Here is a 16,292-nt window from a genome sequence, read left to right as displayed (position 1 = left end):
GTTCGTCCGCAGCGCTCGCCAACCCAATTGGAATAGTGAGTAAGCGGCCGCTTGCCCGCAGACTTGCGTTTTCCGGTCAAGCATACGTCCAAAGGACGGTTGACGTTGTGTCCGCCCCTCCTATTCGGTCGGCGCGCTCCCCAACACCCTGTAGCCGTGGTTTTCCGCCGTCCTTTCGGCAACGGGCAGGACCTCTACGACCAGTCTGGAAAGTCCCACCACTTCGCCGTCGGCGTCGAAGCTGTAGTCGTTGCCGATCGCGCCGCTCCAGGTTATTTCGTACATGCAGTCGCGGAAGCCATCCGCGTCTTGGTCATCGCCGGTTCGTCTGAGACACTCGGCGGCAATGTACACGTTGTCATAGGCGGAGCCGAGGTGCCACGGCAATGTGACGTAGTCGTAGCGTTGCCGGAAGTTTGCCAAGACCTCTTGGGCTTTGGCGTTGTCGGGGTGCAGGTCTGCCGTGATAGCTTTCATCCCGGTGGCGTGGTCGCCGGCGATCTCCAGGGCCGTCGTGCCCACGGAAATCGTCTCGGCGTAGATGGGGCCTGCGTAGCCCAGCTCGCGCGCCTGCTTGATGATGACACCGGCCGCGAACTCGGACTGCGGCGCCAGATGCAGCGCGTCCGGCTGCTCGTCGAACAGTTTGCTCAATTGGGTCCGAAAGTCGGTAACGTCGGACGCGTACGACTCCTGGGACACCACCTGTCCGCCCCGTTTCGTGAACTGGGCCACTGTGGTGCGGCGCACGCCTTCGGCGTAGTCGGTGGCTTCGGTGATGGTAGCCAGCTTGCGGACGCCGTCGGCCCACATCAGGTTCCCGGTGCCGATGCCGACCTCAACGTCGCTGATTTGGGTGCGAAAGATGTAGTCGCCTGCGTTGGCGATGTCCGGGTTGCTCGCCAGCCCCGAGAACAGGATGACCCCGTCGGCCTCCGCCAGCGGGGCGACCCCGAGCATGGCGCCGCTGCAGGAGGTGCCAAGGATAATCTTCACACCGTCGACGTCGGTCAGCTTGCGGTACGCGGCGACCGCTTCCTTGGCGCTGCACTGGGAGTCTTCCACAACGAGTTCAAGCAAGCGGCCGTCAACGCCGCCCGCGGCGTTGATTTCGTCCACGGCCATCTGCTTGGCGCGGATCGCCACGTTGCCGTACGTCTCGCCGGGGCCGGTGAGCGACTCCATCACGCCTATCCTAAAGGGCGGTTCTTCACCCTCCGGCATTTCCTGCTCTGTGACTGCAGCGCCGCCGCAGCCGATGACGAGCAAGGCCAGCAGCGCAAGCGCTATGAGCGAGAAAAGTCGGATCGGCGGTCTTTGACGCATGGCGCAATTCCTCTTTGAACGTGCGCTAGGGCAGCTAATTCGTGCTGGAATATGCCCTGCCCTATTCAGTCGGCGCGCTGCCGAGCACCTTGTAGCCCTGGTTCTCCGGAGTCCGCTCGGCTATGGGCAGAACTTCCACCACCACGTTGGTAAGGCCGACGACCTCGCCGTTCTCATCGAAGCTGTAGTTCTCGCCAATAGCGCCGGACCAAGTGATGGCGTACAGGCAGTCGCGCATGCCGTCAGCGTCCTGATCGTCGTCAGTCTGCTTGAGGCATTCGGCCGTGATGTAGACATCGTCATAGGCCGAGCCCAAGAACCAGGCCAGCGTGACATAGTCATACCGCGCCCGGAAATTGGCCAGCACTTCCTGGCCTTTGGCGTTATTCGGAGAAATATCCGCCAAGATGGCCTTGGCGCCGGCAGCGGCATCGCCGGCGATTTCAAGTGCCGTGGCGCCAACCGGTACGATGTCGGAATATATCTGCCCTTCAAAGCCCAACTCGCGCACCTGCTTGATGATGGTGCCGCCGGTGAACTCAGACTGCGCGGCAATCAGCAGCGCGTCCGGGCTTTCGCCAATCAGCTTTGTGAGCTGGGTCCTGAAGTCAGTGGTATCGGAACCATAGCGTTCCTCCGCCACCACCGTGCCGCCGCGCTTTTCGAATTGCGCCACGGAGGTACGGCGCACACCCTCGGCGTAGTCGGTGGTCTCGGAGATGGTCGCCAGGTTGCGCACACCGTCCGCCCACATGGTGTTGCCAACGTCAACGCCCAATAGGGCATCGCTGATCGACGTGCGGAAGATGTAGTCGCCAGCATTGGCAATATCCGGATTCGTCGCCAAGCCGGAAAAGAGGATTACTCCATCGGCTTCCGCCAGAGGGGCCGCCCCCAGCATTGCGCCGCTGCAAGACGTTCCCAGAATAATCTTGACGCCGTCCACGTCGGTAAGCTTATTGTAGGCAGTAATGGCGTCTTGGGCCGAGCACTTGGAGTCCTCGACTATGAGCTCCAGCATGCGGCCGTTTATGCCGCCCGCCGCGTTAATCTCATCCACGGCCATCTGCTTGGCTTGCACCGCCACGCTGCCATAGGTCTCGCCCGGTCCAGTGAGCGACTCCATCACGCCAACCTTGAAGGGCGGTAATTCCGCCGCTGCCATGTCCTTCTCTTCGTCAGGAGCGGCATCCCCGCCGCAGGCAATCACGAGCGACGCCAGCAGCGCCAGTGCCGCCAGCAGAATAGTTCTTTTCCAGTCTAGAAGTCGCATAGCATGCTCCTCTCTGAGAATGCGTACGATGCCCATATTGTTATGTAATTTAGCAGCTTCCCGTCAATCCCGCAAGTAGGGGGTATGTGGTCAAGAGTCACGCAGTAAGACATCGAGTTCAAATTTGCTAGGTAGCCCGTCAGGTGTTAGTGTTCGTCTTGGGGCGACCTTGTCTTGTGAACTTACTAGCAGAGTAATTTCAGATGTTGACAAACATGCGGCTGGAGAACTTTAAACCCTGGGAGAGCACTGGAGATGTAACGCTTAAGCCGATAACCGGTTTTTTTGGCTCCAACAGTTCTGGTAAGTCTAGTCTCATCCAAAGTTTGCTACTTATGAAACAGACAGTCGATGCTCCTGACCAAGGTATTGTATTTCACTTTGGCGATGAGAATACACTTGTGGACCTCGGCGACTTTGATAGTGTCATACATGAACACGACACGACTAGAGCCCTAAAGATATCTCTCAAGTGGAAATCTAAGGAAAGAATTAGGGTACCCGATGTTTACAAAGGTGGGTTTGTAAGTGAGGGAGAAGAGATTGGGTTTAGTGTTGAAGTAAGAGAGAATACAATCGACTCCAAGAGATCGCTGTTGTTGGAGGAAATGGAATATCAGTTAGCCGACAGTCGATCGTTCGGCATGAAAAAAAAAGATGGTGAGTTTGCATATAGAGTGTACGAGAGGGGCAAGAATCTTGATCTAGCAGAGTCTACTTGGACTCCTGATCGTTATTCACGCCAGTCGAAGTTTTGTGAGTTTCCATATCAGGCTGAAGACCTGTTCGCTGACCGTAGCTTCATATTTGGCCTTAGGTATGAGCTAACAAGGCAACTCCAGGATTTGCGATACGTTGGCCCTTTTCGCATATATCCAAGGCGCATCTATCAGTGGTCGGGTGCCCAGCCCTCAGGGGTTGGCTCCGGTGGCGAGTTTGCAATTGAGTCGATGTTGTCAACTCGCGATGGGAATTTCGAAAGATTGGGTGAAGCGCACCTCACCGTAGAGAAGTATGTCGCACAGTGGCTCAAGCGTCTTGGAATTGTTCATGACTTTCAAGTTGAGCCGCTAGGTGAGGGTAAACGGCTCTTTGAAGTAAAGGTTCGCAAGACCTCTAGTTCGCCAGAAGTCTTTCTCACCGACATTGGGTTTGGCGTATCGCAGATATTACCCGTGTTAGTGCAGTGCTTTTTCGTACGCGAAGGGTCAACGGTGATCCTAGAGCAGCCAGACATTCATTTGCATCCATCGACTCAGGCTGAGCTTGCCGATGTATTCATAGACGCTTGGAATGAACGAAGGACGCAAATCTTGTTTGAGAGTCACAGCGAGCACTTGCTCCGCAGACTGCAGCGTCGAATTGCTGAAGGAGAGATTGATCAAGAGAGGGTGCGTTTGTATTTTTGCTCGACAGACGGCGATGGGACCTCGAATTTGAGCGAACTCGAACTAGACAAATTTGGGAATATTTCAAATTGGCCAGAGGATTTCTTTGGCGACCAATTTGGTGAGATGGCAGCAATGAGCAATGCTGCTATCAAGAGACAGGGACTGGCTCATTGAGTATGCGGAAGTTGGACTTTGTAATGGATACAAATGTCGCCGTCGTTGCTAACGGGAAAGCTGAGCAAGCAGATCAAGAGTGCGTCAGTGAGTGTATTGCCAGGTTAAGCAAACTGCGCAGAGAGTGCATCCTCTTGCTAGATTACGAGAACCTAATTCTGGACGAATACCGTAGAAACCTTCACCCATCAGGTCAACCTGGGCTTGGAGATTCATTTTTCAAGTGGCTCTTCGAGAACCAGGCGAATCCAAAACACTGCCGCAGAATATACATAAGTCCTCACGCAGAACGTGGATTTGTGGAATTTCCAACTGACCCAAGACTGTTTTCTTTTGATCAGGATGATCGAAAGTTTGTTGCCGTAGCTGTTGCCAGTGGGACCGATCCGAAGATTCTAAACGCTTCAGATACGGACTGGTGGCTTCACCGTGTAGCGCTCCAAGATCACGGTGTCGAAGTGGACTTTGTTTGCCCAGAACTAATGGGAGAATGAGCCCAAAAGGTGCTTCTTTTTCTGGCTCTCCGGTATTGTGCCCCTGTGAACTTGGTCACTAGTCCCTGCTCCCAGTCAGATGTTGCCCTACGTGCGCCGAGGCTGCTGTGCTTTTCGCTGCAATGAGGCATGGATATGGAAACTCGCCCATGGCGCGGATGTGTGAGCCGATGGATAATCAATGTGGCTCTTAAGCGCTGAGGTCAAGTGGTAAGTCTATGCCTTACCAGGTCTGATCCTAATACTGCAATCGGAGTGGTAGTGTGGCACGCTATGTGCGGATGTGCTCAAATCTCGCTCCTTTGAGGAAGACAAATTTTATGCCATTGCATTACAACTCGCCAGATACAGCTTCCTATGGATAGCTTTCGTGTCACGGCAGTCTCCTTGTGCAGCCGCCCGGCGTCGCCGCGGGAGAACCTTGATCATCACGCCGCGTGGGTCGTGCGGGCCAAGGCGGAGAATCCCGATCTCATCTGCTTTCCGGAACTTGGTCTGAGCGGCTATTCGATCACACCGGCAATCTGGGAAGCGTCCGAGCCGGTGCCGGGACCTTCCACGCAGGCGCTCGTAGACCTGGCGCGGGAGCACAACGTCATGCTCGCCGCCGGCATTGCCGAAAACGACTGCGATATTGTGTATAACACCTACGTGATCGTGGGTTCTGATGGGTACATTGGCAAGTCGCGCAAGATACACATCCCACCGGCGGAGGTGGGTTACTGGCGCGGCGGCGGCACTCCCCCCGTAATCGACATTGGTGTCGCCAAAGTTGGCGTGAACATCTGCTTCGACAACTGGCTGCCGGAGTCGAGCCGCATGGTGGCGTTGCAAGGGGCTGAGGTCATTCTGGCACCCTACGTCTGGTCGGTCGGTGACTGGGGCGAGCCGCCGGACCACGCCAGCCGCAACCGCGCCTGGAAAGACTACGCCGGCCGCACGTTTCCCGCGCGCGCCATCGATAACGGGGTCTTTCTCGTCGCGATCAACGCCTGTGGGCCGCCGCCAACCGGCGGGAGCGCGCACTACAGTAATCCCATGGTCGTGGTTTACAATCCCCTGGGACAACTGGTGGCGGCCTCGCCGGATGACGCCGATGACGAAGTGATGGTCACTGCCGACCTCGATAAGCAACTCCTCGCCGAGCGCCGCTCGCAAGGCGTCTTCCATCCCCGCTTCCGCCGACCGGAACTCTACGGCATCCTGGCGGAAGGCGACATCGGCCCGCAGGATCCCCGCTAAGCCGGCAACGCGTTTTTGCCCAGAGCAATCGCCGGTAGGTGCAGGTTTGCAACCTGCACGGGGCGCGCGAGTTGCTCGACCTACCAAGAGCAGCCCATTTGGGTGCCACGCGCCAAGCCAGCGGGGGACAAGCCCCCGCGCTACAAGGCCGGAGCGGTTTCCGGTAGGTGCAGGTTTGTAACCTGCACATGGCGCGCGAGTTGCTCGACCGACCCTAGTCAGCCCATTTGGGTACCACGCGCCAAGCGAGCGGGGGACAAGCCCCCGCGCTACAAGGCCGGAGCGATTTCCGGTAGGTGCGGGTTTGCAACCTGCACGGGGTGCGGGAGTTGCTCTGCCGACCAAAAGCAGCCCATTTGGGTACCACGCGCCAAGCCGGCGGGGGACAAGCCCCCGCGCTACAAGGCCGGAGTGATTTCCGGTAGGTGCAGGTTTGCAACCTGCACGGGGCGCGCGAGTTGCTCGACCGACCCTAGTCAGCCCATTTGGGTAGCACGTGCCAAGCCAGCGGGGGACAAGCCCCCGCGCTACAAGGCCGGAGCGATCTCCGGTAGGTGCGGGTCTGCAACCTGCACGGGGCACGCGAGTTGCTCGACCGACCAAAAGCAGCCCGTTTGGGTAACACGTGCCAGGCCAGCGGGGGACAAGCCCCCGCGCTACAAGGCCAGAACGATTTCCGGTATGGGGACAAGCCCCCGCGCTACATTTCTGTGTGTCTCAATCCTGAGCACGTTGTGTAAATCCCTCTCGACGTGCGGCGACTCCGCGGACGCGACGGTCTCGCGGACGCGGCGTCCAATCGCGCTGCGGCTTGCTATACTAGATTCTACAATCGCAAAGTCAGGATAGACACATGAATCGCCCGGTGGGAATTGAGACCGAGTACGGCATGCTCTGCGCCAACGCCGCGGAAACCGTGGATTTCGCCTACGAGGCGGCCATGCTCGTGCGCAGCGCGCCGCTGGCGGACTGTTTCCGCGGGTGGGACTACACGGCGGAAAACCCGCGCGTAGACCTGCGCGGCAAACGAGTTAAACGCTTGGACCAAGACCCGCACGACCTGCGCGGCAACACTGCCAAGAGCAGGCATCTCAGCCGACAGGACCTCCTCGCCGATACCGTGCTTGCCAATGGCGCGCGTCTCTACAACGACCACAATCATCCCGAATACTGCACCGATGCGTGTCTCTCGCTGCATGATCTCGTAGCCCAAGACAGGGCCGGCGAGCGTGTGGTCTTCCGTGCCCAACAGGCCCGCAACGCCGCCGTCGGACCAGAGAACGGCGTGCGCCTCGTCAAGAACAACTCAGACTATCACGGTAGGAGTTACGGCTGCCACGAAAATTATCTTGTGAGCCGCAGCGTGTCTTTAGACTACCTGATTTCAGCCTGCATCCCCTTTTTCGTCACCCGTCAGATTTATGCGGGCGCGGGGAAAGCGGCGTATGAGACGGCAACGAGCCGCACCGGCGGTTTTCAAATTAGCCAGCGGGCGGACTTCTTTGAGACCGAAGTTGGCATCAACACTACTACACAGCGCCCGATCTTCAATACGCGGGACGAACCGCATGCCAACCCCCAGAAGTACCGCCGGTTGCACGTTATCATTGGCGATGCCAATTGCTCCGAATTCGCCACGGCATTGCGCGTCGGCGCCACGGCCTTGATGCTCGATCTGGTCGAGGAAGGTCTTGCGCCACGGGTGCAACTCCGACACCCTGTGCAGGCACTCCAAACGGTCTCCCGCGATCTCAAATTGCAGCAGCCCCTTGCAATGGCCGACGGTTCTACACTGCGCGCCATTGACATCCAGCGCCTCTATTGGGAAGCGGCGCAACGATACCGCCATCGCGATGACGAGACCGATTGGGTGCTGGATGAGTGGGGAACCGTGCTTGATCTGCTGGATGCGAACCCCACGCGCCTGCGCGACCGTCTGGATTGGGTGGCAAAGCTCGCGCTCTTCGCCCAGATCAGCGGTGAAGACGCCGTCAACTGGGATGACCCGGCGGTGCTGCGGCTTGATCTCGCGTACCACATGGTGGACCCTGCGGTGAGCCTCTACCACATGCTGACCCGTGCCGGACGGATGCAGCGCATTGTGACGGATGCGGACATCGACCGCGCGGAGACCGCAGCCCCCGCAGGCACGCGTGCCACGGTGCGCGCAGCTTGCCTCGCCAAGTTCGCGCCGTACATTACGGAAATGGAGTGGGGATCCGTCACCTTTGGGCACAACGGAGCGCCCTTCACTCTATCTCTGAATGAACTGTGGGGAGCCACAGTGGAGAGACAGCAAGAATTGGTGGATGGGTGTCAAACAATCGAAGAACTCCGCCGAGCAGTGCAACAAGGAGGCGACTCGTGACGTGGTATGCTGGGAATGGATTTCAGAAAGAACTCTCCAACACTACAGCGTGGCAGGGGTTGCTGCGGGGTGGCCCGCGTTCTTTCAAGGCAGGCACCGAGGCGCCCACGGAAACGCCCACTGAGGCGCCGGAGAAAACCGAAACCGACGATCTTGACGAAGAGATCAAGCGCATCATTCGCGAGGTGCCCGACCCCACACCGCAGCCTGGTGGAGAGTAGCCAACGGTCGCGAAGCCACGCATCCGAGGCGCCGGTCGAGTAACTCTCGGTGAAGTTCGAATTATTCCCCCGCGAATCCCATGCTAATGGCAAACTTTATTGAGAGGCCGGCGAACAATCGAACGCTCTTGGCACATGTATCTACTTTTGCATGTTTCAGTAGCCTTTCGGCCTTTCTCCATGAACTCCCGTGAAGAGTAGGTCGCCTGAGTTTACATTGTCCGCTAGGTCAGAATGTCCATTACAATCGTACGCGGAAAACTAGCGCCGCACTCGTCCGGCTAAGCACACGCCACATTGGAATACGCAGCATGGAAGATGCTCTGTTCGGCACCGAAATAGAATACGGCTGTGTAGGCAGTATGCAGCCTGTGCGCGCTGCCCTGCTGGTGAAGGATGCTATCTTTCGCGGGTGTCGACACGGTCTGATTGACCCGCCTCCCCGCGAATGGGGCGAGGTGCCGGGAAACGGCGGCTTTCTGTTCAATGGCGGACGTATGTACCTGGACCTTGGTCACCTGGAACATGCTACGGCTGAGTGCCGCACGCTGACCGACATCGTCGCCCATGAGCGAGCGGGCGAGACCATCATCAACCAAGCCGTGAAAGCCGCCGAATTGCAGTCGCAGGCCTACTTCGTCAAGAACAACACAGACTATTTCGGCCATACGTTCGGCTACCATGAGAATTATTGCATCCGGCAGAGTCCGTACGATAGCGACTTTGTCGATGGCATGCTCCCGTTTCTCGTTACCCGCCAGATTTACACGGGAGCCGGCTGCCTGCTGCCCCGCGGCGACGATACCCCGGCTGCTTTTGCCCTCTCCCAGCGGGCGCAATTCGTAACCATCGATGTAAGCCATCGCGTGCGCTTTGGCGGACGGCCCATCATCAATCTGCGGGACGAGCCACTGGCGGAGCGTACGTACCGCCGGTTGCACGTCATCGTCGGCGACGTAAATCGCTCGGAGTACACGACGGCGCTGAAGATTGGCACGACCGCGCTGGTTGCCCAGTTGCTCGAGCAGGGCTGGAGCCCGCAGCTTGTCCTTGCCGATCCAGTGCGAGACCTCCGCCGCATTGCCGCGACTACCGGCGGCCGTTGGACGGTGGGTACCGATAACGACGAGTACATCCCCGCCATTGAGGTGCAGCGAGGCTATCTGCGTGAGGCCGAGCGGCGCTTTGTGGGGCGCGACGCGGATACGGAATGGACTCTGGAAAATTGGGCGTGGGTGCTGGACGAACTCGAGCGGGACCCGGCGCGACTCGATGGCTATTTGGATTGGGTTACGAAGCATGAGCAAATCAAGCGCTATGCCGGCAGCGACCAGGCCTGGACCGACCCAGACCTGATAAAACTCGATCTCTCCTATCACCAAATTGACCCGTCGATCAGTCTCTTCGACGTGCTGGCCAAGCTGCACCGGAATCTCTATTGGGCGGAAGGCGACGCCGTCTATACGGCCGAGACGCAAGCGCCAATCGACACACGCGCCCACGGGCGGAGTCTGGCGTTGCGCGCGCTGGCCGCCGCCGGGGCCGATACGGCCATCCCGTGGCAAGACCTGAGGTCAAATCTGGAGAACCTCATGTGGGATCGGCGCTATTTCTTTCTCGCCTATGACTACGTGGACGACTGGGAGGACGTGGCCGCCAACAATAGTTGGGATGTCATACCCTACGTGCTGGACTGGAAAGCCATCGCCGCCCATGGCCGGGTGCTGGAAATGCCAAATCCCTTTGCAACGTACGACGACGAAGCGCGAGACTTTGGCGAGAGTATCCAGCACATCTTTGAGGAAGAGAGTGACGAATCTGGGCCCTGAGCCCAGAGGCCGCCACTTGCGCTTCGACAAGCTCAGCGCGAACGGTGTTGTGCTTTGGCCCAATTAACCACTATCTGAGAGAATTTAAGATCTTGTTCCCCGCCGGGTCAGCGTGTGTGTTACCAAATTGGTTTGCGACCGGTCGGCCAAAGCTACCAATGCGTCGCGTGCAGGTTGCAAACCTGCACCTACCGGAGGTCGCTCTGGCCATGTAGCGCGGGGGCTTGTCCCCCGCTCCGGTCTTTCGCAAGCGAACAGACCCTGCTCAAGACAAGACGACGTACGGCTTCCTAGAGTGATGCCTACATTTGCTGAGAACGCAGTCGGGGCACGTCGTCCAGGCTACGACGTCCGCCGCCAGACCGTACCGGCGGGGGTATCTTCCAGGGCGATGCCAAGTGCTGCTAACTCATCCCGCACCTTGTCCGCCAGCGCGAATTGCTTTTCCTGGCGCAGGTCGGAACGCAGCTCCACAAGCAGGTCAATGAATCCGGCGGCGTCACCGTCACCGGTCGCCATTTCCGCCTCCAGCATCTCTTGCAAGTCAATACCCAAGATATCGGCCAGGTTCACCAGCGTCTCCTGAGCGGCCTGCAGGGTGGACGGCCGCGCCTCAGCCCCCAAACGGTTGATCTCGCGCACGAGTTCGTAGAGTTGCCCCAGAGCGCCGGCGGAGTTGAAATCGCCGTCCATGGCGGCAAAGAAGCCGGTCTCGGCCTGCTGCGTTGCCTGGCTTAGTAAGGCATCGGTGCTGCCGCTGCCCCCGGCCTGCACACGCAACGCGCCGGTCAAGCGCGCCATGCCGGACCGCGCTTGATCGAGGCTGTCCGATGAATAGGTGAGAGGCGAACGGTAGTGTACGGAGAGCAGGTAGAGCCGCAGCACCGGCCCGCTGTACTCTTTGAGAATGTCCTCGATCGTGATGAAGTTGCCGAGCGAGTGCGCCATCTTCTGGCCGTTGATCGTCAGCAGACCGGTATGGAGCCAGTACTTGGTGAACGGGACTTTCTCCGTAAACGCTTCACTCTGCGCGATCTCATTCTCGTGGTGGGGGAAGATGAGGTCCGCGCCGCCGCCGTGTATGTCGATTTGCTCGCCGAGCGTTTCATAAATCATCGTGCTGCACTCGATGTGCCAGCCGGGACGACCCTGGCCCCACGGGCTCTGCCACCAGGGTTCGCCGGGCTTCGCCGGCTTCCACAGAGCAAAGTCACGGGGGTCGCGCTTGCCCGGCTCATCATCCACGCGTCCGGAAGCGCCGGCCTGGATACCGCTCTCCTCCGTCCGGGTAGAAAGCGCGCCGTACTCCGCAAAGCCCGGGACCGAGAAATACACCGCCTCTTCGGCCGTGTACGCTGCCCCCTTTTCAATCAGGCCCTCGATCATAGCGATAATCTGCGGCAAGGTCTTGGTAACCTTGGGGAACTCATGGGCCCGCAGCACGTTCAGGTTGCCCATCACCGCGTCATAGGCGTCCGTATACATCTGCGCTACTTCATCCGGCGTCACGCCCTCGCGTTCCGCCGCCGCGATGATCTTATCGTCCACGTCGGTGATGTTTTGCACGTGCTGGACTTCGTAGCCTTGGTAGGCAAGGTAGCGTCGAATCATGTCCATAGCGACGAAAAGCCGCGCATGGCCGATGTGCGGCTCACGCTTGGGCGTCATACCGCACACGTACATCTTGACGTTCTTGCCGTCGAGGGGCGCGAACGGCTCTCTTTGGCCGCCGAGCGTATTGGATATGCTAAGCGTCACGGCATCTCTCCAGCGACTCTTCATGCTCTGCCGGCGCTCCACCATTCTCAAAGCGCGCTAGCCGCGCCTCCAAGTCTACGACGCGTTTCTGCAGGGCGTAGAGCGCTTCGGCCATGGGATCGGGCTGAACCACCCGCGCGCTCTCGCCTGTGTGGGGATCGCGCATCGCCACCACGTGACCCGGCACGCCCACCACGGTGGCATGGGGCGGCACGTCATTGAGGACAACGGCTCCCGCGCCAATGACGCAGTCTTCGCCAATTGTCACCGGCCCCAGGACTTTCGCTCCCGCGCCTACCACAACGTTGTTGCCCAAGGTGGGATGGCGCTTGCCGGTATGCAGCGTCTGCGCACCCAGGGTGACGCCCTGGTAGAGAGTGACATTTTCACCAATCTTCGCGGTCTCGCCAATCACGACCCCCATGCCGTGATCGATGAAGAGGCCTGGGCCGAGCTGTGCCGCCGGATGAATCTCAATGCCGGTGAGAAAGCGAGCGATATGGGAGATAAAACGCGGCACGACCGGCACGTCCAATTGCCACAGCGCGTGGGTAAGGCGATAGAACCAGATAGCGTGCACGCCTGGATAGGCCAAAATGATTTCGATTACGTTGCGCGCGGCAGGGTCACGCTCGAGCGTCACACGAATGTCCTGCCGCAGCGCACGGAGTATGCTCATGAGAAAAATCCCCTCGTCTCAACACTGCGCATCAGTGAACATTGGACCGCGCAGACTGAGCTCTCAGCCCGTGCGCGATCGCCAAAAGCCCCTAGCGGGGCGAGATACACGCGCAGTCTTGTAGCGATGGGTCGTGCATAAGGAGCGCCACGGCATGCGCCGCGATGCCGTGGCCGGCACCGATGGCGTCAAGTCCTTCTGTGGTAGTGGCTTTGATACCTATGTTCACTGTTTCTACACCCAGCGTCCCGGCAAGGTTTGATTGCATCTCAGGGATATAGCTTGCGAGCCTAGGTGCTTGTGCCAAGATTGTACTATCTACGTTGACGACACGCCATTGTTGTTCAGTCAGTAGCTTACGCACGTCATCCAACAATTGCAAGCTATCAGCGTCCTGGTACTGCGGATCGTCCGCGGGGAATTGACGACCGATGTCGGGCAGTCCCGCCGCCCCGAGCAGCGCATCCATGATCGCATGCACCAATACGTCGGCGTCCGAATGCCCCGCGAGACCCAGTTCGTGCGCCACACGCACGCCTCCGAGCACGAGCAGTCGAGCGGGTACAAGACGGTGAACGTCGTAGCCAACGCCGATGCGAAGCGGTGGGATTACCGGTGCGCGAGTAGTCGCCTCACTCTCATTCCGTTCGGCAGGCGCCGTTTCCGTCTGCCCGGCCTCCATTAGGCTTCTCCATCGCTCCGTTGCACCAGCCATTGGGCGAATGCCAAGTCCGTCGGCGTGGTGATTTTCATGTTACCATAGTCCCCCGTCACCACATGGACGGGGGCGCCCATAGACTCCACCACTGCCGCATCATCGGTGAAAGAGTCCAAGTTCGCCTCTTGTTCTGCATACGCCCGCTCAAGTAAAGCGCGCGCGAAGACCTGCGGCGTTTGTACGGCACGCAAGGCGCTGCGCGGGAGCGTCTCGCGGGCTTTATCGTGCTCGTCGACGCGCCTGATGGTGTCGGCACAGAGTATCCCTGGGACCGCCGCACCATGCTGCTGCGCTGCGCTCAGGCCGCGCGCAATGAGTTCCGAGGTTACAAAAGGACGCGCTGCGTCGTGTACGGCTACGTACGCCGCCGGTGTTTCTTGCAGCGCGTGCAGGCCGTTGGCTACCGAATGGCTGCGGCTCGCTCCGCCCGCACACACAGTCTTAATCTTGTTCCAGCCTCGCTCGTGGGCGAGTTTTCGGCAGTGCACGACACGGTCGGCCGCCACGACCAGTACGATGGTGTCGACCACCGCAGCCGACTCGAAGACCTCCACGGTCACGGCAATCACCGGTCGCCCGCCAAGGGGGACATAGAGCTTGTCGCTCCCTTGCATGCGGCTGCTGCGGCCGCCGCCGACGATGATTGCTGCAAGACCGGAGTTCGTCACGAGCCTGGACCTCATTCGACGGGAATGCGTCGGCTACGTTGCATTGCACGCTCGGAAGATAGTTCGTCTTTGCTATGACAATAGCATTCAAGCCTGTGAGTCTTTCCTGTAAGTGTTGAGTTATTCGTTGACAGAATTCGCTTTCCATTCTGAGGAGTTGACGGTGCATGTCATTCCGAGCGGAGCGTCGAACCCTGTTCGCGGAATCTAGGGCCCATGCAACGTGTCGCCCAATAGGCTCAACATCTTAGATTCCGCGCTCTTAGCGACTCTTCGCTGCGCTCTGTTCGGAATGACATGTGTACTGTTCATGTAGATTACTGCGTTCAGCTGCTTTTGTTCTCAAATCTGTCAACGAATTACCTGACATTTACAATTCCCGCGAAAACGGGAACCAATCTGTTTGACACCATCTGTACACTAACTCAAGCGGGAAGCTAGCTCTGCCCAGAGCAACTGACGTTCCGACGTTAGAGAATACAGAGGCAAAGTGAATGCGGTTGAGCGCCTTAGATTTCTCGCTGCGCTCGAAATGACAAATAAGCCGAGTTCCGCTAGTGTGCCCAGCTTCGCTAGTGTGTGTAGCTTCGCTAGTGTGCGCGGCTTCGCTTGCGCTCACATTGAACCTTGAGCGCTCATCTTATCACCGGTGGGCAGCGGCTTCTTCCGTGCCTTCACGCGCACCTCCATTTTGACCTTTTCGGCTCTCCGTTGGCGTCTTGCCCAAGGCAAGACGGATCGCCTGCCGCACGCTCTCGGCGCGGGAAAGATCGGGGCGAGCATCTCCAAGCGCGCCAAGCTTGCTCGCGCGCGGCAGCAGGGCCCGGTTGTAGCCGCGACGCGTCGCTTCGAGTACACGTTCTTCCAGCTTGAAGACACTGCGTAATTCACCGGCCAGCCCCACTTCACCAATTGAAACCAGATCGCCCGGCAGCGCCACGTCTGCAACGCTGGAGGCAATTGCCAAGCAGACGGCAAGGTCTACGGCGGGTTCATCCAACTCCAGGCCGCCGACCACGTTAACGTAGACGTCCTGATCGGCCAAGCGCAAGCCCGCCCGCTTGGTGAGCACCGCAATCAGCATGTGCAGGCGGCTCTGATCGAAGCCGTTCGCCATGCGGCGCGGCACCGCCAGCGGACTGTACGTTACGAGCGCTTGCACCTCGACGAGGAGCGGCCGGGAACCCTCCAAGGGCGCGGCGACGGCAGACCCCGGAATCGGCTCCCGCTCTGCCAGAAAGGCCGCCGAGGGGTTGGGCACTTCCACCAACCCCCGCTCCTGCATGGCAAAGATGCCCACTTCGTTCGTAGACCCGAAGCGGTTCTTGGTCGCCTTGAGAATGCGGTAGTTGTGGTGCTGGTCGCCGGCCAACGCGAGCACCGTGTCCACCATGTGCTCCAGCGTCTTCGGTCCGGCCACGTTGCCTTCTTTGGTAACGTGACCGACCAAGAATAGCGTAATCCCAGTCTGCTTTGCCAAGGCGACCAACTGGGAGGCGCACTCCCGCACCTGACCGATGCTGCCCGGTACGCCGGTGAGCTCCGCGCTTACCAGAGTTTGAATCGAATCAATGATGACGAGACCGGGCCGCACGTCAGCGATAGAATCCAGTATGTCCGCAAGGCCGATTTCGGCAAGTACGTAGAGCTCCTGCGGGTCGAGACCGAGCCGCGTCGCCCGCAGGCGTATCTGCGCCGCGCTCTCTTCACCGGATACATAGAGCACCGGCCGGTCGGCGTGCGCCAATGCGAGCGCAAACTGCAGCAAGAGCGTGGACTTCCCTATCCCCGGGTCGCCGGAGAGGAGCACGGCGCTCCCCGGTACCAGCCCGCCGCCCAGGACCCGGTGGAGTTCGCCGATCGGTACCGGAATGCGGATGAGGTCGCTGGGAGGAATGTCCTGCAGCTTTTGTGCCTGCGGTGCGCCAGCAAGCGGTCGGCGCCTTGAACGTGAAGTGCCCGCCCCGCCCTCGCGCTGCACGCTTTCCACCAGGCTATTCCAGCTTTGGCAGGAAGGACATTGTCCCGCCCACTTTGGGGATTCGTAGCTGCACTGCTGGCAGACATACACGCTCTTGGACTTGCTCACCGGCTGCCCTATTCTGGATTCTTACTTCTGTGCGCCGGCAGGCTCCATGCCCACCTCTGCTT

At 59.3% G+C, this 16,292-nt stretch carries 13 protein-coding genes; 6 read left to right on the top strand and 7 right to left on the bottom strand.

Translation table 11 applies throughout. The features are described 5' to 3' along the window. Positions 1-120 precede the first annotated feature (120 nt). Together OXE05_00155 and OXE05_00150 are read right to left on the bottom strand one after the other, a co-directional pair. Positions 121-1,326, bottom strand: coding sequence for an ABC transporter substrate-binding protein (locus OXE05_00155; GenBank protein MCY4435730.1), 1,206 nt, complete (start codon positions 1,324-1,326; stop codon positions 121-123). A gap of 61 nt (positions 1,327-1,387) precedes the next feature. Next, on the bottom strand, positions 1,388-2,599 hold the full coding sequence (locus OXE05_00150) for an ABC transporter substrate-binding protein (protein ID MCY4435729.1): 1,212 nt from the start codon (positions 2,597-2,599) through the stop codon (positions 1,388-1,390). Between the two features lie 215 nt (positions 2,600-2,814). Here OXE05_00150 and OXE05_00145 point away from each other — a divergent pair, with 215 nt between their 5' ends. The 6 genes from OXE05_00145 (at position 2,815) to OXE05_00120 (ending at position 10,318) form a co-directional block, all read left to right on the top strand. After that, entirely contained in the window at positions 2,815-4,164 is a 1,350-nt protein-coding gene (locus OXE05_00145; protein MCY4435728.1) for a DUF3696 domain-containing protein, read from the top strand. Positions 4,165-4,187: 23 nt separating this feature from the next. Continuing rightward, positions 4,188-4,658 (top strand): hypothetical protein, encoded by a 471-nt coding sequence (locus OXE05_00140; protein MCY4435727.1) that lies wholly within the window; start codon positions 4,188-4,190, stop codon positions 4,656-4,658. A gap of 357 nt (positions 4,659-5,015) precedes the next feature. Then, entirely contained in the window at positions 5,016-5,900 is an 885-nt protein-coding gene (locus OXE05_00135) for a carbon-nitrogen hydrolase family protein (GenBank protein ID MCY4435726.1), read from the top strand. A gap of 853 nt (positions 5,901-6,753) precedes the next feature. Next, on the top strand, positions 6,754-8,268 hold the full coding sequence (locus tag OXE05_00130; GenBank protein ID MCY4435725.1) for a proteasome accessory factor PafA2 family protein: 1,515 nt from the start codon (positions 6,754-6,756) through the stop codon (positions 8,266-8,268). Then, positions 8,265-8,489, top strand: a complete 225-nt coding sequence (locus OXE05_00125; protein ID MCY4435724.1) for a hypothetical protein — start codon at positions 8,265-8,267, stop codon at positions 8,487-8,489. Before OXE05_00130 ends, OXE05_00125 begins: the two co-directional genes overlap by 4 nt. Positions 8,490-8,800: 311 nt before the next feature. Further along, on the top strand, positions 8,801-10,318 hold the full coding sequence (locus tag OXE05_00120) for a proteasome accessory factor PafA2 family protein (protein MCY4435723.1): 1,518 nt from the start codon (positions 8,801-8,803) through the stop codon (positions 10,316-10,318). Positions 10,319-10,660: 342 nt separating this feature from the next. Here OXE05_00120 and cysS read toward each other — a convergent pair whose 3' ends face one another. The 5 genes from cysS to radA form a co-directional block, all read right to left on the bottom strand. Continuing rightward, positions 10,661-12,100 carry a cysteine--tRNA ligase gene (gene cysS / locus OXE05_00115; protein ID MCY4435722.1) on the bottom strand — a complete coding sequence of 480 codons (1,440 nt, stop codon included), beginning with the start codon at positions 12,098-12,100 and terminating at the stop codon, positions 10,661-10,663. Next, positions 12,066-12,755: a serine O-acetyltransferase gene (gene cysE, locus OXE05_00110; GenBank protein ID MCY4435721.1), complete on the bottom strand. Its 690-nt coding sequence runs from the start codon at positions 12,753-12,755 to the stop codon at positions 12,066-12,068. The genes cysS and cysE overlap by 35 nt, the downstream gene beginning before the upstream one ends. 91 nt (positions 12,756-12,846) lie before the next feature. Then, positions 12,847-13,437, bottom strand: coding sequence for a 2-C-methyl-D-erythritol 2,4-cyclodiphosphate synthase (gene ispF / locus OXE05_00105; GenBank protein ID MCY4435720.1), 591 nt, complete (start codon positions 13,435-13,437; stop codon positions 12,847-12,849). Then, complete coding sequence (gene ispD, locus OXE05_00100; protein ID MCY4435719.1) at positions 13,437-14,141, bottom strand: 2-C-methyl-D-erythritol 4-phosphate cytidylyltransferase; 705 nt, start codon at positions 14,139-14,141, stop codon at positions 13,437-13,439. Before ispD ends, ispF begins: the two co-directional genes overlap by 1 nt. 643 nt (positions 14,142-14,784) lie before the next feature. Further along, entirely contained in the window at positions 14,785-16,230 is a 1,446-nt protein-coding gene (radA, locus tag OXE05_00095) for a DNA repair protein RadA (GenBank protein MCY4435718.1), read from the bottom strand. Between the last annotated feature and the right edge of the window lie 62 nt (positions 16,231-16,292).

It is taken from the genome of Chloroflexota bacterium (genome assembly GCA_026710945.1).
Classification (GTDB): Bacteria; Chloroflexota; UBA11872; order VXOZ01; family VXOZ01; genus VXOZ01.
Note: the sequence above shows the minus strand (reverse complement) of the source record. Positions and strands in the feature narration are given on the sequence as shown.